This window comes from Flavobacterium sp. GNP011 (genome assembly GCF_056428925.1).
The window spans coordinates 44,174-64,719 of record NZ_JBWJVJ010000018.1; the positions used below are offsets into that span (position 1 = coordinate 44,174).

A 20,546-nucleotide genomic window follows, 5' to 3' on the forward strand; every position below is an offset into this window, starting at 1 on the left:
AAAATTCATTGCGAACTTTGCGAAAACCTTTGTGAACTTTGCGGTTAAAAATAATACAATGAACAAAATATACAATCCAAAACCAGAAACGTGGTCTAGTATTTTAGAACGACCTACAAAAACGGTAGATGATATTGAAGCTACTGTAAAAGAAATTTTCAAGGAAGTTCAAAAAAAAGGGGATGAGGCTGTCGCCAAATACACGTCGCTTTTTGATGGAGCTACAGTCGATACAATCGAAGTTTCAAAAGAAGAGATTGATGCGGCTATTGCTAGTATTTCAGAGGAGTTAAAAGCAGCGATTGCATTAGCTAAAGAAAATATAACTAAATTCCATACAGCTCAAAAAACAAACCGAGTAGCGGTTGAAACCATTGAAGGAGTAAGCTGCTGGCAGGAAAAACGACCTATTCAAAAAGTAGGTTTGTATATTCCGGGAGGCACAGCGCCTTTATTTTCAACAGTCTTGATGCTTGCTGTTCCTGCTAAAATTGCAGGTTGCAAAGAGATTGTTTTATGTTCTCCACCTGGTAAAAATGGGCAAATTAATGCCGCCATTTTATTTGCTGCACAATTATGCGGCGTGACCAAAATAATTAAGGTTGGAGGTATTCAGGCTATTGCAGGATTAACATTTGGTACAGAAACGATTCCTAAAGTATTTAAAATCTTTGGACCAGGAAATCAGTTTGTAACGGTAGCCAAACAATTGGCTACTCAATTTGGAGTAGCAATCGATATGCCAGCAGGCCCGTCGGAATTATTGATTGTTGCAGATGACTCAGCGGTTCCGGCTTTCGTGGCATCCGATTTATTATCGCAAGCAGAACATGGAGCAGACAGTCAGGTTATTTTAGTTTCAACATCTAAAAAACTGATTGATACCGTCGAAGAAGAAATTCAGCTTCAAATAGAGCAATTACCACGTAAAGCAATTGCCGAAAAAGCTATCGCCAACTCCAAATTAATTTTTGTCGAAAATGATGAAATTGCTTTGGATTTAATAAACGAATACGGACCAGAACACTTTATTGTATGCACCGACAACGATGATTTTTATATTGACAAAATAGAAAATGCGGGTTCGGTTTTTATAGGAAACTATACTCCTGAGAGTGCAGGCGATTATGCCTCAGGAACCAATCATACCTTACCAACGAATGGTTATGCTAAGAATTACAGTGGTGTAAATTTAGATAGTTTTACAAAAGCAATGACGTTTCAAAAAATTTCTGAAAAAGGGATTCAAAATATTGGTAAAGCTATAGAAATTATGGCCGAAGCAGAAGGATTGCAAGCGCACAAAAACGCAGTTACATTACGATTAAAAGCACTTGAAAATGGAAAATAGTTTTGATATCAATAATTTAGTTCGGGAGAATGTAAAAAACATGAAACCGTATTCATCTGCTCGCGATGAGTTTGAAGACTTTGATACAGCCGAAATGATTTTTTTGGATGCCAATGAAAATCCGTTTGAAAATGGCGTAAACAGATATCCAGATCCGCAACAAATGCGTGTAAAACGCCTTTTAGCAAAACAACGTCGTGTACAAACGAATCAGATTGTATTAGGAAATGGAAGCGATGAAATTTTAGATTTACTTTTCAGAGCATTTTGTGAGCCTAATACTGATAACGTGATTACTTTGCCACCAACTTATGGCATGTACGGCGTTTTATCTAATTTGAATGCTATTGAGAATAGAGAAGTTTTACTTTCGGAGGATTTTCAGCCTGAGATTGAAAAAATCATAGAAGCGGTTGACACCAATACCAAAATGATCTTTTTATGTTCGCCAAATAACCCTACGGGAAATTCCTTTTCGGATGAAAAAGTAGCCTATTTGTTGCAAAATTTCAAAGGAATCGTTGTTATTGATGAAGCTTATATTGACTTTTCTAAAAAAGAAAGTTGGATCAATGAATTGGATGAATATCCTAATTTGATTATCACTCAAACGCTTTCTAAAGCTTATGGATTGGCGGGTATTCGTTTAGGAATTTGTTATGCTTCTAGCGCGGTAACTACCATATTAAACCGAATTAAACCACCTTATAATGTAAACGAATTGTCGCAAAATAGAGCGGTAGCAAGACTTGAAGATCAGCAAGCTATTACAATTGAAATTGAGTCGATTATATCACAAAGAGAACTTTTAATTGAAGCTTTGTCAGAAGTGAGTTATGTGGAAAAAATTCATCCTACAGAAGCCAATTTTGTTTTGGTTAAAGTGGATGATGCCAATAAAAGATACGCTGAATTGATTGCAAAAGGAATTGTAATTCGAAATAGAACTACACAAGCACTTTGTGAAAACACATTGCGTTTGACAGTAGGAACTGAAGAAGAAAATAAAAAATTAATAGTAGCTTTGAAAGCTATTGGAAACTAGTTAGGAACTTTGTTTCCGCGTGAGGGATAGGAGTGGAGCTCTTTGTAGTGCCGCGAAGCTGGGCAGTACAAAAGCGGGAACGAATAGCCCGACCCGACTTTTTTTGGAGGGTCACGCCCAAAACTTGAAATATTAAATTAAAATAACAGAACGCAACCGCACATGCCAATGCGTTTATTAGTAGGATACCATGAAAAAAGTGCTTTTTATAGATCGTGATGGAACGATGGTTTTGGAACCGCATGACTACCAGTTGGATAGTTTTGAGAAATTAGAATTTTACCCAAACGCGTTTCAATATTTGGGGAAAATTGCAAAAGAATTGGATTTTGAATTGGTTATGGTTACCAATCAAGATGGTTTAGGTACCGCTTCTCATCCCGAAGAGAATTTTTGGCCCGTGCATAACTTGGTGATGAAAGCTTTTGAAAATGAAGGTGTTGTTTTTAGTGACGTTTTAATTGATAAAACGTTTCCACATGAAAATGCTCCTACACGCAAGCCTGCAACGGGTTTATTGACTAAATATATCAATAGTTCTAACTATGATTTGGCAAACTCATTTGTAATTGGTGACCGCATTACTGATGTGGAATTAGCGAAAAACTTGGGTGCAAAAGGGATTTTCATCAATACGGATGAAGCATTAGGAAGTGACGAAATAGCTTCAAAAAGAGAAGAATTAGACTCGGTTATAGCGCTTCAAACCACGGATTGGAAAACGATTTATGAGTTTTTAAAATTAGAAGAACGTTCAGCAACCATTTCAAGAAAGACGAATGAAACTGATATTTACATCAATTTGAACCTTGATGGAACTGGGAAAAGTAAAATTGAAACCGGAATCGCGTTTTTTGATCACATGCTGGACCAAATTGCGCGTCATGGGCAAATGGACTTGGAAATCCTTGTAAAAGGTGATCTAGAAGTAGATGAACACCATACTATTGAAGATACTGCGATAGCTCTTGGAGAAGTTTTTGCTAAAGCATTGGGGAATAAATTAGGTATAGAACGTTATGGTTTTTGTTTGCCAATGGATGACTGTTTGGCTCAAGTGGCTATTGATTTTGGTGGTAGAAATTGGCTAGTTTGGGAAACCGAATTCAAACGAGAAATGGTAGGTAAAATGCCAACCGAAATGTTCTTTCACTTTTTTAAATCGTTCTCAGATGGTGCCAAAGCCAATATTAACATCAAGGCTGAAGGTACTAATGAGCACCACAAGATTGAAGCGATTTTTAAAGCTTTTGCAAAAGCGATAAAAGTAGCTGTGAAACGTGATACAGAAAAAATGATTTTACCAAGTACGAAGGGTATGCTTTAAAATTGTTTCAAGTTTAAAGTTTCAGGTTGATTCGAGCAACTTTAAACGTTAAACTTGAAACTTGAAACAAAAGTTAAATGAAAATAGTAATTATAAACTACGGAGCCGGGAATATTCAAAGCATTATGTTTGCTATAGAGCGATTGGGTTTTACAGCAGTGCTTAGTAATGATTGGAAGGAAATAAAAGCAGCAGATAAGGTGATTTTTCCTGGTGTTGGTGAGGCAAGTTCTGCAATGAAAATGCTAGTAGATAGTGGTCTTGATGTATTAATTCCTACTTTGAAACAACCTGTTTTAGGGATATGTTTGGGTATGCAATTGATGTGTAACAAATCCGAAGAAGGAAACACTGCTGGTTTGGAAATTTTTGATGTAGATGTAGTCAAATTCACCTCGAAAGTAAAAGTGCCGCAAATGGGTTGGAATCAAATCTATAATTTGAAATCAGATTTGTTCAAGGGAATTGCTGAAAAGGAATACATGTATTTGGTACATAGTTTTTATGCGCCAAATTGCTCCGATGCCATTGCTACCACAAATTATGAAGTAGAATATGCCTCAGCATTAAAGAAAAATAATTTTTACGGAACACAATTTCATCCCGAAAAAAGCGGCGATGTTGGCGAACAAATTTTAGGGAATTTCTTAAAATTATAAGATTGAAAAATTCAAAGATTGAAAAATTAGGGAGTCAAATATTTCTTTGATCAACAGTATTAATCTTTAAATAATTCAATTGTTAAATCTTTAAATTAAAATAAATGAGAATAATACCAGCAATAGACATCATCGACGGGAAATGTGTCCGTTTGTCAAAAGGAGATTACAACACCAAAATTATTTACAACGAAAACCCGCTTGAAGTTGCAAAAGAATTTGAAGCGCACGGAATTGAATATTTACATTTGGTAGATTTAGATGGAGCAAAATCAAGCCAAATTGTGAATTATAAAATTTTGGAACAAATTGCAATACAAACCAGTTTAAAAATTGATTTTGGAGGTGGTTTGAAAGCTGATTCCGATTTGAAAATTGCATTTGAAAGTGGTGCGAATCAAATTACTGGTGGAAGTATTGCTGTGAAAAATAAAGAACTATTCGGAAAATGGATTGCGGAGTATGGTGCGGATAAAATTATTTTGGGAGCAGATGCAAACAATGAAAAAGTAGCTGTTTCAGGCTGGTTAGAAGATTCAAATGAAGATTTGATTCCGTTTATTCAAGACTATCAAAGTAAAGGAATTCAGTATGTAATTTGTACTGATATTGCCAAAGACGGCATGCTAGAAGGACCAAGTTTTGATTTGTATGCGAAGATTTTGAATGAAAATAAAAGTTTAAAATTGATCGCTTCTGGTGGAATTTCTACTTTTGATGAATTACCTAGATTAGCGGAATTAGGTTGCGAAGGAACGATCATAGGTAAAGCTATTTACGAAGGACGTATTTCATTGAAACAATTGGAACAATACATATTAGGTATGAATTATTAAGCATTAATTATGAGTGAGGACGTAATAAGAATAAAAAGTTTTTCTTTTGCCATTAGAATCGTTAATTTATATAAGACCTTAATTAGCAGAAGAGAATATGTAATAAGTAAACAAATTTTACGTTCTGGCACCTCTGTTGGCGCAAATATTAGAGAAGCTAAAAATGCAGAAAGCAAAGCTGATTTTATTCATAAAATGGGTATCTCGCAAAAAGAAGCTGATGAAACTTTATATTGGTTAGAACTATTACATGCAACTAATTATATTTCAAATGAAGAATTTTTAAGTTTGAATAATGATGGTGTAGAAGTTTTGAAATTAATAAAAAGTATAATTATTACTTCTAAAAACAATATCAAAAAAACTTAATAATTAATCCTTACAACTTTATACTTAATTTAAATGCTTACAAAAAGAATAATTCCTTGTCTCGACATTAAAAACGGAAGAACTGTAAAAGGTGTAAATTTTGTAGATTTACGTGATGCTGGAGATCCGGTTGAATTGGCCAAAATATATTCGGATGAAGGAGCCGATGAATTAGTTTTTCTGGACATTTCGGCAACCGAAGAAAGAAGAAAAACATTAATTGATTTGGTTCGAAAAGTAGCTGCAACTATTAATATTCCATTTACAGTTGGTGGCGGAATTTCCTCTGTTAAGGATGTTGATGTTTTATTGCAAAATGGTGCCGATAAAGTATCTATCAATTCATCAGCTGTTAAAAATCCGCAGTTGATTAATGATTTGGCACAAAAATTTGGAAGCCAATGTGTTGTGGTTGCAATTGATGCTAAGCAAATTGACGGTCAATGGATTGTACATTTAGTGGGTGGAAAAGTGCCTACTGAACTGAATTTATTTGATTGGGCAAAGGAAGTGGAGCAACGTGGCGCAGGTGAAATACTATTCACCTCGATGGATAATGACGGAACTAAAAATGGTTTTGCGAATGAGGCTTTGGCCAAACTTTCGCAACTAGTTAATATTCCAATTATTGCTTCGGGAGGTGCAGGAAACATCCAGCATTTTGTAGATTCATTCCTAGAAGGGAAAGCCGATGCAGCCTTAGCAGCAAGTGTATTTCATTTTAAAGAAATTGAAATCAAAACATTAAAAGAAGCTCTTAAAAATAACAATATTGAAGTACGAATTTAATATTTTTACTTTAAGACATTCGACTTTAAAACTTTAGACTTAAAATTATGAACATAGATTTCTCAAAAAATACAGACGGATTAATTCCAGCCATTATACAAGACAGCGAGACGAAAGCCGTTTTGATGTTGGGTTACATGAACGAAGAAGCATATCTTAAAACAATTGATACGCAAAAAGTAACCTTTTTTAGCCGCTCTAAGCAAAGACTATGGACAAAAGGCGAGGAGAGTGGCAACTTTTTAAACTTAGTTGATATAAAAAATGACTGTGATGGCGACACATTATTGATTCAAGCAAAACCAGTTGGTCCAACTTGTCACACAGGTGCAGATACCTGTTGGCAAACAGAAAACAAATCAGATTATGGTTTTATTTCACACCTAGAACAAACTATTGAAACCCGTAGAGAAAAAGCTGACTCTGAAAAGAGTTATGTTGCTTCTTTATTTCAATTAGGAATTAATAAAATAGCCCAAAAAGTAGGGGAAGAAGCAATTGAAGTGGTAATTGAAGCCAAAGATGATAATGATGATTTGTTCTTGAGTGAAAGTGCTGATTTATTGTTTCATTATTTGATTTTGCTTCAAGCCAAAGGATTTAAATTGAATGATGTTGTCAATGTTTTGAAAGCACGTCAAAAGTAGTTTTTGACTATAAATAGAAAGGGAGTTACAATTAAGCAACTCCCTTTTTTATTGAATAGAATTAAAAAATTCTTGAAAATAAAGATTGTCCGTTTCCAGATCCGCCACTCCCTGTGATAGTGATTTTCCCTTTGTTTCCATTACCATCATATCCATTTTTTTTGTTGTTTGTAGCTGTACAATACGTTACAGTATGAGGTAAATTTTGACCAGCACTACCTAGTTTGAAGCCATTACCATCTCCATTTGAACCGATACCGTGATTTTTGGCTGTACATTTTGTTATGGTAACACTATAAGGTTGGTCATACAAATCCCATCCATCATCTGAATTTCCATCGGCAATACAATTTTCAAATTTATTGTTTCTTCCTCCAGTTTGTTTGCACGCAAAACCATCAGCGTTTTCCCCATTATTGGCTTTATCGTTATTTTTAGAAGAAAAACAGTCAATAATTAGATTGTCGTGTGATCCATTTGCAATTTGTAATCCTGTATCTTGGTTAGTCAATGTTTGTACATTACGAACAATATTGAAACCACCATTTTGTAAAATTAATCCATTGTCGGGAGCATTCTTGATGGTCATATTTTTAACTTCCCAATAGCTTCCAGTCAATGCAACACCACGACCAGTTCCTGGAACGCCAGAACAATCAATAGTACCACCTTGAAAAATAATTCTTTTTGAAGAAGTTCCATTTTTTTCAAGTTTAAGTGTACCATCTAATTTTATAGTTCCACTAATTGTAATTACATCTCCAGCTACCGCACTACTTACTGCACTTTTTAATGCTGATAACGTAGTTACTGTAGTTGTTTTTTGATTTGAAGAGATTGATTGTTCTTTAGTTATACTTTCAGTATTCATAATTTCGGTATCATCATTTTGACAACTTCCTAAAAGTATTGTACATAAAACTGCAGCTGAGATTTTGCTAATTGTTTTTAAATTTTTCATTTGGTTTTTTTTTGTTAATTAATAAATTAATATCAATTCTAATTTTTGTTGCAACAAATTGTAATCGATTGCACAAATTTATAAAACTTATTTATAAAATAAAATTATTTGGTAATAAAATTATTTTTATTTAAAAAAAATACTTAATTAATTTACAAAAATGTAATAAAATAGCTGTTTATCTAATTATTTTGTTTTTATTTATTAATCAATATATTCGTATATAATTAAAATTAATTATTTATTTTGTATAAAATAAAGCATATATATCTGATATATAAACTCAAAAAAAACGTAATTTTGATTAAAACTAAATGATAAATGAAAGAATATTTCAAATTACTATGTATCGGATTTTTAATTTCTAATGCAACTCTAGCTCAAGGACTTTTGAGCGAAAAAGCAGAAAAATTTACCCGACAAGATACCCTTAGAGGGAGTATTACTAAGGAAAGAGTTTGGTGGGACGTAAAACGCTATCATCTTGATATTAAGATAAATCCTATAGACAGCACTATCACAGGCTCAAACACCATAAAGTATCAGGTTGTTCAAGAATACAACACCATGCAAGTTGATTTGCAAAATCCAATGAACATTTACAAGATTACCCAGAATGGGAAAAACTTGGAGTTTAAAAGAGAAGGAAATGTGTTTTTTATTACATTACTGGATCCTCAAGTAAAAGGTAGCATTAAAGAACTTACTATTTTTTATGGTGGAAAACCCAAAGTGGCTGTAGATCCGCCTTGGGATGGCGGGATTACTTGGAAAAAAGACATAAATGGAAACCCTTTTATAGCATCATCATGTCAAGGATTGGGAGCTAGTGTTTGGTGGCCTAACAAAGATCACATGTACGATGAAGTTGACAATATGCTCATTAGTGTCAATGTTCCTGCTAATTTAACAAATGTTTCTAACGGTCGCTTGCAAAGTATAAAAACCTTGAAAGATGGAACTAAAACCTATAATTGGTATGTAGCTAATCCTATAAATAATTATGGTGTAAATATCAATATTGGGGATTATGTTACTTTTTCAGAAAAATACAAAGGTGAAAAAGGAAATTTAGATTGTACGTATTTTGTTTTGAGAGATAATTTGTCGAAAGCTAAAAAACAATTTCAAGACGTTCCTAAAATGTTAAAAGCGTTTGAACATTGGTTTGGACCTTATCCATTTTATGAAGATAGTTATAAATTAGTTGAAGCTCCATATCTCGGAATGGAACATCAAAGCAGCGTTACTTACGGGAATGGATATCAAAACGGGTATCGTGGTAGAGATTTAAGCGGAACTGGCTGGGGATTAAAGTTTGATTTTATAATCATACACGAGTCTGGACACGAGTGGTTTGCCAATAATATCACCTACAAAGATATTGCCGACATGTGGATTCACGAAAGTTTTACAAACTATTCTGAGAGTCTTTTTTTAGAATATTACTACGGAAAGGAAGCTGGATATACTTATGTTAGAGGTCTCAGAAATATTATTGAAAATGACAAACCCATCATTGGTAAATACGATGTAAACAATGAGGGTTCAGGAGATATGTACCCTAAAGGTGCAAACATGTTGCATACTATACGTCAATTAGTGAGTAACGATGAAAAATGGAGGGGAATACTGAGAGGTTTGAACAGTACTTTTTATCACCAAACGGTAACAACCAAGCAAATTGAGGAATATTTAAGCAAACAAGCAGGAATTGATTTGTCAATTGTTTTTAATCAATACTTAAGAGATACTAGAATACCAAAATTAGAATATTTTTTTAAGAATAAACAGTTAGGATATCGCTGGAAAAATAGTGTGAAAGGTTTTAATATGCCAGTAAAAGTGACTCTAAATGGTAAAGAAGAATTGCTTCAACCAGAAACAGAGTTCAAAATTATCCTAGTAAATAGTGAAAACCTAAAACTGCTAGTAGATCCTAACTTTTATGTAGATAGTTTCGAAGTAACTGAATAATTTATAAATGTAGTACAAAAAAAGGGATACAACATGTATCCCTTTTTTTATATAGTTTTCTAAACCAAATTTAGATCAAATTTTTCTTGATATAATTAAAACTGCTTACTGCTGATTCTAGTGGGTTAGGCTTATAATTTGATTCATGCTCTAAAAAGAAACGTTTCATTCCAGATTGAATAGCATGTGCAAAAATAGATTTAAAATCAATTGCTCCACTTCCTATTTCGGCATTTAAGGCTGGATTTACCTTGTCCATGTCTTTTACATGCCACATACTAAAACGTCCAGGATATTTTTCAAAGAGTTGTAAGGGATCGTTACCGGAACGCACCACCCAATATAAGTCCATTTCAAAATCAACTAATTCCTTATCTGTTTCATTTAATAAGATCTCATAACCGTTAGTATCTCCAAATTTTGTAAATTCAAAATCATGATTGTGATACGCCAATTTTACGCCTCCATCTTTACAAAGTTTGCCTATTTTGTTTATTTGTAATGCCAATTTTTTATAATCATCTCCAGTTGTTCCTCTTAATTCAGATACAATATAAGGAACTGTTATATATTCACTTCCTAATTCATTTGCAGTTTCAATGTATTTTTGAACTAAATCAGTTGTACCATCTTTAATCATAGAATTGAAATCAAAATGATTACTAGTTGCTTTTAAACCATTGTCATCTAATATGGATTTAAAGTCACGCACTTTGGTTCCAAAAAAACCTTGATCTACAGAAAAACCAAAAGTTTCTACTTCAGTAAATCCTGCCTTACTAACCTGTGAAAGAACTCCTTTGACATCTTTTGGTAAAGTATCTCTCAAGGTCCACAGTTGTATTCCTATTGCTTTTCTTTTGGTTTCAAAAGCAAATGAAGGAGCTAGTGCCAGCGCACCTAATGCTAAACTAGTATTTATTAAAAATTCTCTTCTCTTTATCATGGTACATTTATTTTAAGGATTAGATATCACAGATGGTAATGGCTTGTTTTAGGGAAGCTAGTTTATTCGGGTTTTTAGGGATAAACTCTTGTCCCACGAAGCCAGTAAAACCTGTTTGGTAAATAGCTTTCATAATTGCAGAATAATTCAATTCTTGGGAGTCATTAATTTCATTTCTTCCAGGAACTCCTGCTGTATGATAATGTGCTATATATTGATGGTTTTCATTAATGGTTCTTATCACATCACCTTCATCAATTTGCATGTGGTAAATATCATAGAGTAGTTTAAAATTCTCTGAATTTACTTTTTTTGCAAGTGCTACACCCCAACTCGTTGTATCACATTGGTAATCCTTGTGATCTATTTTACTATTAAGTAATTCCATGACTAGTGTTACCTTGTGCTTTTCGGCTAACGGAATGAGCTGTTTTAATCCATTTACACAATTATTCCATCCTTCCTCATCTGATTTTCCTCTTTTGTTTCCGCTAAAACAAATTAGATTTTTATAACCTGCTTTTGCTACCATCGGAATCATTTCAGAGTAATTTTGGATTAATTTTTCATGAAATTGCGTATCATTAAAACCATCTACTAAGTTAATTTCTGCTCCGTTGCACATAGTAGATTCTAAATCATATTTTTTTAAAGTTGACCAAGATTTTGGACCTACCAAATCAATACCGGTAATGCCCATTTTTTTGGCTTCTAAACATAAAGTTTCTAAATCTAAAGAGTCAAAACACCATCTGGACACAGAGTGGTTAATATTGCCTTTTAATCTATTTTGATCAACATTTTCATTTTTTGGCATAGCCAATGCTGAGAAAGAATCAGGAATACTCAATGCAGTAGCTCCAGCAAAAATACCTTTTATGGCTGACCGTCTATTTAAATTTGAGCTCATATTATGATGCTATAGTTGTATTTTCTTTTGTATCATTTTTAAAAAATAGTGCAAATAGTAGGAATACGATAAAGGCAATACCAGCAGGAATGATCCAAACCATTTGCCAATTTGTATTTCCAGTTTCTAGTTTGTAAGTATCAGTAATCCATCCTGCAACTGCAAAACCTATTAGCATTCCAATTCCGTAAGTTGCCAGTGTAATAAGTCCTTGGGCTGCACTTTTATATTTCTCGCCTGCTTTAGAGTTCGTATAAATTTGACCTGAAACAAAAAAGAAGTCATAACAGATACCATGTAATGCAATTCCAATGATCAACATGAAACTCAAATCGTTTCCATTTCCATAGGCAAAAAGTACATATCTAATAGCCCATGCGATCATGCCAACTAATATTGTTATTTTGAATCCAAATCGAGTAAAAAAAACAGGTATTAATAATAAAAATAAAGCTTCTGAGATTTGACCGATTGCCATTTTTCCGGTTGGATTTTCTATCCCAGCTTGGGTAAGAAATAAATTTGCGTTCTGATAATAAAAGGCAAGTGGAATACAAATCAATATTGAAGAGACAAAAAATATAGCGAAATTTTTATCTCTCAGTAGCTTCAAGGCTTCGAGTCCAATAATATCTCCAAGTTTGATTTTTTCATCTGATACTTTTGGAGGTGTTTTTGGTAATAAAAAACTAAATATTCCTAAAATAAAAGCAGCAATTCCTGCTAATAGAAACGTGTTTTTTAACATTCCTTGAGTTATGTTTGTTGGGGAGTCCCAGTGAAACAGGTAACTAATAGATAATCCTGCAACTATCCAGCCTATTGTTCCCCAAACCCTAATATTTGCAAACTCTTTTTCTGGATCTTGCATTTGATTGAAGGAAACTGAATTAACAAGTGCTAATGTGGGCATATATAAAATCATATAACTAAAAACATAGGTGTAAAAAGTGCTTACATCCTCTGATTGATACATTTGATACATCAACACAGCACCTGCGAGATGAAGAAATCCTAAAATTTTTTCAGCATTAAAATATCTATCTGCAATCAATCCTATTATAAAAGGTGCTATGATGGCACCCCAAGATTGTGTTGAAAATATAGCAGCAGTCTCAGATCCAGTTGCTTTTAAATTATTTCCAAGAAAAGTCCCCAGAGTAACAAACCAAGCACCCCAAATAAAAAATTCAAGGAACATCATTATAGATAATTTTATTCTGATGGTAGCATGCATAAAAGATAATATTTAGTGTTTAACTTGGTTTTATTTAGGTTTCATGAAATTACATTCCTGCTTCGCAGCCCGTAGTAACTTTCATGGTATTCCATTCTTTAATCATGATGTTTCGATACCAAACATTGTCTCCATGGTCTTGTAATGCAATTTTCCCTTTTTTAAAGGCAGCAAATCCAGACCAAGTTGCAAACTTACTTCCTGCAACAAGAGTTTTAAAGTTGGCATCCCAAAGTGTTGTTTCAACTACTTTTACACCATTAAGTTGCATGGTTAGTTTTCCAAATTTGCAAACTATATCTACCGAATTCCACTCACCAACTGGCTTGACAGGTTCTGAACTGCTTTTGATCAAATCGTATAAATTTCCTGCTCTATGTTTTTCTATTTTCCCATCAGGATGACCATCATTATCTAGAACTTGCATCTCAAGACCTGTTTCGTAAGTATTTTTAAATTTAGATAGGTCTTCATTGATAAAAAAAATGATTCCACTATTAGCATTTTTAGCTACTTTCCATTCTAATTTTAAATGAAAATTTTCATATTCTATATCGGTTACAAGATCACCACCTTGTCCGTTTTGAGCTGCTGCTGGGTCAAAATGTAAAGTTCCATCTTCTATTTTCCATCCAGCGGTAGCAGTCTTTTGACCGTATGTGTGCCAGCCTTTTGTAGATTGTCCATCAAAAATAGACTTGAAACCCTTAGGAATTGGACTTTGCTGCGCATTAGTAACTTGAACCATCAAGATTACTAATAAGGAAGTACATAAATTTCGCATTTTTTTTATCCGTTTTTTTAATTAGTATATTTTATAATGTTAAAGCTTTCCAGCCTTCACGATATTCTCTTTTTACAAACTGATTGGCTGCATCAAAATTGGTTATTTTCATTTGATTGTTATCCCATAAAAGCTTGGCAGAACGTCCAGGATAGGTTTCCTCGCCAAGTTCTTCAATCATTACATCATAACCTCTGATGGCTAGATTTGCAATTAGTAAAGTTTCTGTAAGTGGTCCTGCAATTTCAAATGGTGAACTAACTTCCATATTACCATATCCAGCAATACAAGCATCTACCCATTGTTTATAGTGACCTTCGGCACCATTTTTTACGCGCTCGTATTTTTTTGGAACTTTAATAGCATCATTTTTACTTAACGGTAGCAGTCTAGGATTTAATCCATAGGTGTCGCACATCATTTTTCCTTTGGTACCTGTAAATAAAGTACCATTACCACCATCTCCAAAAATTTCATTAGGTCCGAGTTCATCAGGTCTTTCGGGTTGTATACCTCCATCCATCCAATGTACTTCAATATCACCTTTGGTTTTATTTGTTTTCGGAAAATTAAGCGTTACATGACTTGAAGGTGGACAGCTTTCTGGAAAATAACCTCTTTGAAATTCATCGACATAAACTGAGCCGATGCTACATTGCACATCTTTAGCATGTTTTAAATTTAGTACACTAAAAGGAGCTTCTAATAAGTGGCATCCCATATCACCAAGTGCTCCTGTGCCATAATCCCACCAGCCTCGCCAATTAAAGGGAACCAATTTGTTTACATATTCTTTATACGGCGCGGTGCCTAACCACAAATCCCAGTCCAGCTCATTAGGAACAGCAGCTTTATTTGTAGACCATGGTATGCCTTGAGGCCACACTGGGCGATCAGTCCAGGCATGAACCGTGTGAACATCTCCTATTAAACCTGCTTCGTACCATTCTTTCATTATTCGTGTACCATCATTTGATGCACCTTGATTACCCATTTGCGTAACCACTTTATATTTTGCCGCTGCTTGTGTTAAAATTCTAGCTTCGTAAATATCATGCGCAATTGGTTTTTGTACAAAAACATGCTTGCCAAGTTGCATTGCTGCCAATGCTTGAATCGCATGATTATGATCTGGAGTTGAAACTGAAACGGCATCTATATTTTTGTGCTCTTTGTCTAGCATTTCTCTCCAGTCTTTATAAAACTTAGCTTTGGGAAATGCAGTTACACTTTCGGCAGCTCTTCGGGTATCAACATCACATAAAAAAGAGATATTAGCATTACCACTTTTGGCAAACATAGCGATGTCTGATTTTCCTTTACCACCCACACCAATTCCTGCTATCGATAGGCGATCACTAGGTGCTGTAAATCCGCGCCCTAATACATGACGTGGAACAATCATGAAGGCCGCAGCAGCGATGGCAGTGGTTTTGATAAAGTCCCGTCGATTGTTTGTTGTTGACTTATTATCTTCTTTTGAATTCATCATCTTTTTTTGGTTTGAAATTGAATAGCAAAACTTAATAGGTTTTGAAAAAAATTATTTTTTTAAAGATAAAATATACTTAGCCATAACTTTAGCATCGTCTTTCTTAAGTGAAGCATGAGCAGACATAGGGATGCTTCCCCAAACTCCCGATCCTCCTTTGATGATTTTGCCAGTTAAGTAGGCAATGTTTTTATCATTCAAAGGATATTTTTTCGCAATCTCTAAATATGAGGGACCTATAAGTTTTTTATCAACTTTATGACACCCTATACAATCTGATTTAGCAATTAGTTTTTCGCCATCCGAAGATTGATCAATAAAAGTTACTTTTTTGGTAACCTTACTATATTTTGGTGTTTCAATTGGAGTTGAGAATGAATTCAGGCTTATTAAAGCTGCTCCAAACAATACAAATTTCAGTTTCATTTTAGTTATTTTTAGTTTTAAAGTCCTAAGTTTTTTCTATTAAAAGCTTGATCTGTTGGTACAGCCGCAAAATCGTCAAACGCTTTGTCTGTAACTTTTATGATATGCTTTTTAATAAATTCAGCTCCTTCGCGAGCGCCATCTTCTTGATTTTTAATGCAACATTCCCATTCCATGACAGCCCATCCTTTGAAATCATATTGGGCTAGTTTGCTAAAAATCGTTTTAAAATCAATTTGTCCATCGCCAGGAGAGCGATACCTACCGGCTCTGTTGGACCAGTTTTGATATCCTCCAAAAGTTCCCTGTTTTCCCGTTGGATTAAATTCTGCATCCTTTACATGGAATGCTTTGATACGTTCGTGATAAAAATCGATGTATTGAATGTAGTCTAATTGCTGTAAAACAAAATGGGAAGGATCGTATAAAATGCAAGCTCTTTCATGGTTATTAACTGCTTTTAAAAACATTTCATAGGTCTCACCGTCAAATAAATCTTCGCCAGGATGTATTTCATAGCAAACATCAACGTCATTTTTATCAAATTCATTCAAAATAGGAGTCCAGCGTTTCGCTAACTCTGCGAATCCTTCTTCAACCAATCCTGCTGGTCGCTGCGGCCAAGGGTGAAAATATTGCCATAGCAAAGACCCACTAAAGGTAGCATGAGCATTTAAACCTAAATTAAAAGATGCTTTTGCCGCAAACATCAATTGTTGTACAGCCCATTCTTGACGCGCTTTCGGATTTCGATGCACATTTTTAGGTGCAAATGCATCAAAAAAATCATCATATGCAGGGTGAACAGCAACTAGTTGCCCTTGTAAGTGCGTTGATAACTCTGTTATTTCAAGTCCGTAAGAAGCAATTTTTCCTTTTAGTTCCTCAGCGTAAGTGATACTGTTTGCCGCTTTTTCAAGGTCTATGAATCTATTGTCTAAAGTAGGCAATTGAATCCCTTTAAAACCTAAATCAGACGCCCATTTACAGATTCCATCCAGAGTATTGAAAGGCGCTTGTTCCCCAATAAATTGTGCTAAAAATACGGCTGGTCCTTGAATTGTAGTCATTTATTATTTTTTAAATCTTAAAGTCATGCCATTTTAAATCTGATTTTCCTGAGGCAATTACGTTTTCAATAAAAGCCATACCTCTAACGCCATCTGCAACTGTTGGAAAATCTAACATCTCTTGTGTAGGTTGCTTATTTTCAATTTGTGCCATTAAAGTCAGGGCAAAATTTTTATACAAATTAGCAAAAGCTTCTAAGTAGCCTTCAGGGTGTCCTCCAGGAGTTCTAGAGTTAAAAGAGGCATTTGAATGTAAGTAGTTATTTCCTGCTCGATAGGTTTGACTTGGCGCGTCAATCCATTTAACAGTTAAACTATTTGGTTCCATTTGATGCCATTCTAAACCTCCCTTTTCACCATATATTTTTATTTTTAAACTATTTTCCTCTCCAGCCGCAATTTGGCTTGCAATTAGAACGCCATTGGCACCATTGTCAAACTGAAGTAAAACATTGCCATCATCATCAAGTTGTCTACCTTCAACAACGGTATGTATTGCGGCACAGAGTTTCGTGATTTTCAAACCAGAAATATATTCTGCCAAATGTGCAGCATGTGTGCCTATATCTCCCATACAACCACTTAAACCACTCTTTGAAGGGTCAGTTCTCCATTGCGCTTGTTTGTTTCCGTTATTTTCAGAAAGTGTGCTCAACCATCCTTGCGGATATTCAACAAGTATCTTTCGAATAGAACCAAATTGATTTTCTAAAACCATTTGCTTTGCTTGCTTAACCATTGGGTAACCAGAGTAAGTATGTGTCAAGCAAAGTAATAAACCAGTGTCTTTAACTTTTCCTTGAAGCATTTTGGCTTCAGTTAAAGTTAAAGTAATCGGTTTATCTATTACCACATGAAAACCATATTCTAAAGCCATCATTGCAGGTTCAAAATGTGCAAAATTAGGAGTAACAATAGTTACAAAATCCATTCGTTCCTCTCTTGGTAGGGCACGCTCTTTTTCAAACATTTCTGCATAAGACGCATAACATTTGGTCTCAGGTAAAAAAAGTTGTTTTCCAGACTGAATAGAAGTTTCTGGATTTGAACTAAAAGCACCACAATGTAAAGTAATTAGACTATCCATGCTGGCTGCAATACGGTGAATGGCGCCAATAAAGGCATTTGTACCGCCACCTACCATGCCCATTTTTAACTTTCTCATGCTGCTGTTTTAGATATTTCCTTTTTTAAGTTCTTTTACAGCATAATCGCAAGCTCTTGCCGTCAATGCCATAAAAGTTAATGAAGGATTTTGGCAAGCGATGGATGGCATACAAGAACCATCTGTAACAAATACATTATTGACTTCATGCATTTGATTCCACTTATTTAAAACAGACTCTTTAGGATCATTACCCATTCTAGCTGTTCCCATTTCATGAATTGCCATTCCAGGATAGCAATCATTATCATACGTTTTTACGTTTTTGATTCCTGATGCTTCAAGCATTTCGGCAGCATCATTCATCATATCTTCCCTCATTTTAGCCTCATTTTCTTTATGTTCACAATCAATAGCTAAAACAGGCTGTCCCCATTTATCTTTTCGGGTGTGATCAATATATACTCTGTTCTCATAATAAGGTAGCATCTCTCCAAAACCGCCTAAACCCATACTCCATGAATCTGCTGGTAGGGACATCGTTGCTTTAAAGTTTTCGCCAAATGCTAATTCAGCCACTTCTTTATGCCAAGAGCCTCTGCTAGCACCTCCTTGGTAACCAAAACCTCTAAGATAATCACGTTTATCGCTACCAACGTTTTGATATCTGGGGATATAAATTCCGTTTGCTCGTCGTCCATAAGTATATTTGTCTTCAAAACCTTCGGCAGTTCCTTCAGCTCCGCAGCGGAAATGGTGGTCCATCAAGTTATGTCCTAATTGCCCACTTGCATTTCCCATTCCATTTGGGTGTGCCTCAGAAGTAGAATTTAATAAAATAAAAGTAGATCCCAGAGTAGAACCGTTTACAAAAACAATTTTGGCATAAAATTCCATAGTTTCGTTTGTTTCTGCATCAATAACCATTACTCCTTTGGCTTTTTTAGTATCTTTATCATAAATTATATGGTTTACAATAGAGTAGGGCCTAACTGTTAATTTATTGGTAGCCATTGCAGCAGGTAGAGTAGAGGATTGTGTACTAAAATAGGCACCAAAAGGGCAACCTCTACTACATAAATTTCGATATTGACAACTACCACGCCCTTTGTGAGGTACCGTTAAGTTAGCCGTTCTACCAATGGTTAAAATTCTTGATTTATTGTAATGTTTTTCTAATCTTTCTTTAACTGATTTTTCTACACAATTCAAATCCATTGGTGGTAAAAATTTTCCATCAGGAAGTAGAGGCCAGTTTTCGGCTTGACCACTAATACCAGCAAATTTTTCTACGTAATCATACCACTTGGTTAAATCTTTATATCGAATAGGCCAATCATTTCCGTGTCCATCTCTTTTATTGTCTTCAAAATTATGATCGCTAAAACGGTAACTTTGTCTTCCCCACATTAATGATTTCCCACCCATGTGAAAACCTCTATACCAGTCAAATCGTTTGTCTTCGGTATACGGACAGTCAAGATCGTTTACCCACCATTTTTCGGTAGCTTCGTTATAGGGATAGTCTCTGGTTTGAACGGGATGCGTCCTTTTTTGTTCTTCGGTTAGTTTTCCAGCACGTTCAAATTCCCAAGGAGCTTTCATAGCCGATTCATAATCTTTTATATGCTCAATGTTCATGCCTCTTTCTAGCATTAAAACCTTCAAACCTTTTTCGGTAAGTTCTTTTGCAGCCCAACCTCCACTGATTCCAGATCCTACAACAATGGCATCATAGGTATTTTCTAATTTTAAATTTGTATTTATATTCACTTGAGTATATTTTTTAAAATTGGTTAATCGCTTTATTTGGTTCTGTTTTAGTTTGTTGCCCAAGCTTTTTGTCCAGGAACATAATCGGCATTCCCATCATATCGTCCGGGAACGGGTAGGTATTCACGGGCCTGTGTGCATCCAATTTCAGAGGAATAATATCCTAAAAGAGTTAAGTCTCTAGCTATTATAAAAAAGCAAGGAGCCTTGTTATTAGCAAGTGCCTCGTCTTTTAATTTTGTAATTAATTCTTGACGTTCTTGAACGGTTAAAGATAAAAAATCTTTATTGTAAGTTTTTGAACAGGTATATTGCATCTCTTTCAAACCTGATGCAAAAAGTTCTTGAATATTTGTTGGGTAACAATCTCTCATAATCATGGGTATAAAAGTGCCCAAGCCAGCAGCTTTTGCGCCAGGAGAAATTGCAGTAGTAGGAATAATAATTTCAGCAAATTCTGCTAAAATATCTTCATCAATGGCAGAAAAATAAACTTGTTTTTTTAAAGCTTCTGGAATAGTAAAACTTTCAAATAAAACGCCCATTGTAGTTGCTGATATCGCGCTGCCCATCAAAAAAGCAACGTTTTTTAGTGCCTCTCTTCTATTCATACTTTTAAATATTAAAATTAATCACTATTGAAATACTACTATAACTATACAATAATAACCAAAAAAAAAGCATGTTTATTTTTTTAATGTTAATTTTTTGAATTATTACGATTTATACAATTTTATGTTATTTATCAATTAAAAAAATTAAAGAAACGCTGTCTTTTAACTAGTTAGTAGATTTTTATTGATCAAAATTGAATTATGACCAAATTAATAAAAGTGGTTGTT

20 protein-coding genes are annotated in these 20,546 nt (G+C 34.5%); 9 read left to right on the forward strand and 11 right to left on the reverse strand.

Annotation, left to right across the window (positions count from 1 at the left end; all coding sequences use genetic code 11):
* Positions 1-58: 58 nt before the first annotated feature.
* From hisD to hisIE, 8 genes are all read left to right on the forward strand, one after another.
* Complete coding sequence (gene hisD / locus AC061E_RS13660; protein WP_478286735.1) at positions 59-1,351, forward strand: histidinol dehydrogenase; 1,293 nt, start codon at positions 59-61, stop codon at positions 1,349-1,351.
* Positions 1,341-2,396, forward strand: coding sequence for a histidinol-phosphate transaminase (gene hisC / locus AC061E_RS13665; protein ID WP_478286736.1), 1,056 nt, complete (start codon positions 1,341-1,343; stop codon positions 2,394-2,396). The genes hisD and hisC overlap by 11 nt, the downstream gene beginning before the upstream one ends.
* Before the next feature lie 190 nt (positions 2,397-2,586).
* The gene (gene hisB / locus AC061E_RS13670; protein WP_478286737.1) at positions 2,587-3,723 is read left to right on the forward strand and encodes a bifunctional histidinol-phosphatase/imidazoleglycerol-phosphate dehydratase HisB; all 1,137 of its coding nucleotides are present in this window, start codon (positions 2,587-2,589) and stop codon (positions 3,721-3,723) included.
* A 77-nt stretch (positions 3,724-3,800) separates the two neighbouring features.
* Complete coding sequence (hisH, locus tag AC061E_RS13675; protein WP_478286738.1) at positions 3,801-4,382, forward strand: imidazole glycerol phosphate synthase subunit HisH; 582 nt, start codon at positions 3,801-3,803, stop codon at positions 4,380-4,382.
* 104 nt (positions 4,383-4,486) lie between these two features.
* Complete coding sequence (gene hisA, locus AC061E_RS13680; protein WP_478286739.1) at positions 4,487-5,218, forward strand: 1-(5-phosphoribosyl)-5-[(5-phosphoribosylamino)methylideneamino]imidazole-4-carboxamide isomerase; 732 nt, start codon at positions 4,487-4,489, stop codon at positions 5,216-5,218.
* 9 nt (positions 5,219-5,227) lie between these two features.
* On the forward strand, positions 5,228-5,587 hold the full coding sequence (locus tag AC061E_RS13685; RefSeq protein WP_478286740.1) for a four helix bundle protein: 360 nt from the start codon (positions 5,228-5,230) through the stop codon (positions 5,585-5,587).
* Positions 5,588-5,620: 33 nt separating this feature from the next.
* Complete coding sequence (hisF, locus tag AC061E_RS13690) at positions 5,621-6,376, forward strand: imidazole glycerol phosphate synthase subunit HisF (RefSeq protein ID WP_478286741.1); 756 nt, start codon at positions 5,621-5,623, stop codon at positions 6,374-6,376.
* Positions 6,377-6,423: 47 nt separating this feature from the next.
* The gene (hisIE, locus tag AC061E_RS13695; RefSeq protein WP_478286742.1) at positions 6,424-7,023 is read left to right on the forward strand and encodes a bifunctional phosphoribosyl-AMP cyclohydrolase/phosphoribosyl-ATP diphosphatase HisIE; all 600 of its coding nucleotides are present in this window, start codon (positions 6,424-6,426) and stop codon (positions 7,021-7,023) included.
* A 61-nt stretch (positions 7,024-7,084) separates the two neighbouring features.
* Here hisIE and AC061E_RS13700 read toward each other — a convergent pair whose 3' ends face one another.
* Positions 7,085-7,984, reverse strand: coding sequence for a right-handed parallel beta-helix repeat-containing protein (locus AC061E_RS13700; RefSeq protein WP_478286743.1), 900 nt, complete (start codon positions 7,982-7,984; stop codon positions 7,085-7,087).
* Between the two features lie 321 nt (positions 7,985-8,305).
* On the opposite strand from AC061E_RS13700, the gene AC061E_RS13705 reads away from it, so the two are divergent.
* Positions 8,306-9,961 carry a M1 family metallopeptidase gene (locus AC061E_RS13705; protein ID WP_478286744.1) on the forward strand — a complete coding sequence of 552 codons (1,656 nt, stop codon included), beginning with the start codon at positions 8,306-8,308 and terminating at the stop codon, positions 9,959-9,961.
* Between the two features lie 70 nt (positions 9,962-10,031).
* Here AC061E_RS13705 and AC061E_RS13710 read toward each other — a convergent pair whose 3' ends face one another.
* From AC061E_RS13710 to AC061E_RS13755, 10 genes are read right to left on the reverse strand one after another with little or no spacing between them, the layout of a single operon-like run.
* Positions 10,032-10,907, reverse strand: coding sequence for a sugar phosphate isomerase/epimerase family protein (locus tag AC061E_RS13710; RefSeq protein WP_478286745.1), 876 nt, complete (start codon positions 10,905-10,907; stop codon positions 10,032-10,034).
* Between the two features lie 19 nt (positions 10,908-10,926).
* Entirely contained in the window at positions 10,927-11,817 is an 891-nt protein-coding gene (locus AC061E_RS13715; protein ID WP_478286746.1) for a hydroxypyruvate isomerase family protein, read from the reverse strand.
* 1 nt (position 11,818) lies between these two features.
* Positions 11,819-13,054 (reverse strand): nucleoside permease, encoded by a 1,236-nt coding sequence (locus tag AC061E_RS13720; RefSeq protein WP_478286747.1) that lies wholly within the window; start codon positions 13,052-13,054, stop codon positions 11,819-11,821.
* Positions 13,055-13,103: 49 nt separating this feature from the next.
* A complete protein-coding gene (locus AC061E_RS13725; protein ID WP_478286748.1) occupies positions 13,104-13,838 on the reverse strand; it encodes a 3-keto-disaccharide hydrolase in 735 nt (244 codons plus the stop codon).
* A 31-nt stretch (positions 13,839-13,869) separates the two neighbouring features.
* Complete coding sequence (locus AC061E_RS13730) at positions 13,870-15,330, reverse strand: Gfo/Idh/MocA family protein (protein ID WP_478286749.1); 1,461 nt, start codon at positions 15,328-15,330, stop codon at positions 13,870-13,872.
* 51 nt (positions 15,331-15,381) lie between these two features.
* On the reverse strand, positions 15,382-15,756 hold the full coding sequence (locus AC061E_RS13735; protein ID WP_478286750.1) for a c-type cytochrome: 375 nt from the start codon (positions 15,754-15,756) through the stop codon (positions 15,382-15,384).
* A gap of 17 nt (positions 15,757-15,773) precedes the next feature.
* Positions 15,774-16,826: a sugar phosphate isomerase/epimerase family protein gene (locus tag AC061E_RS13740; RefSeq protein ID WP_478286751.1), complete on the reverse strand. Its 1,053-nt coding sequence runs from the start codon at positions 16,824-16,826 to the stop codon at positions 15,774-15,776.
* 10 nt (positions 16,827-16,836) lie between these two features.
* Positions 16,837-17,991: a Gfo/Idh/MocA family protein gene (locus tag AC061E_RS13745; RefSeq protein WP_478286752.1), complete on the reverse strand. Its 1,155-nt coding sequence runs from the start codon at positions 17,989-17,991 to the stop codon at positions 16,837-16,839.
* A 9-nt stretch (positions 17,992-18,000) separates the two neighbouring features.
* Positions 18,001-19,704, reverse strand: a complete 1,704-nt coding sequence (locus AC061E_RS13750) for a GMC oxidoreductase (RefSeq protein WP_478286753.1) — start codon at positions 19,702-19,704, stop codon at positions 18,001-18,003.
* A gap of 47 nt (positions 19,705-19,751) precedes the next feature.
* Positions 19,752-20,315 carry a gluconate 2-dehydrogenase subunit 3 family protein gene (locus tag AC061E_RS13755; RefSeq protein WP_478286754.1) on the reverse strand — a complete coding sequence of 188 codons (564 nt, stop codon included), beginning with the start codon at positions 20,313-20,315 and terminating at the stop codon, positions 19,752-19,754.
* Between the last annotated feature and the right edge of the window lie 231 nt (positions 20,316-20,546).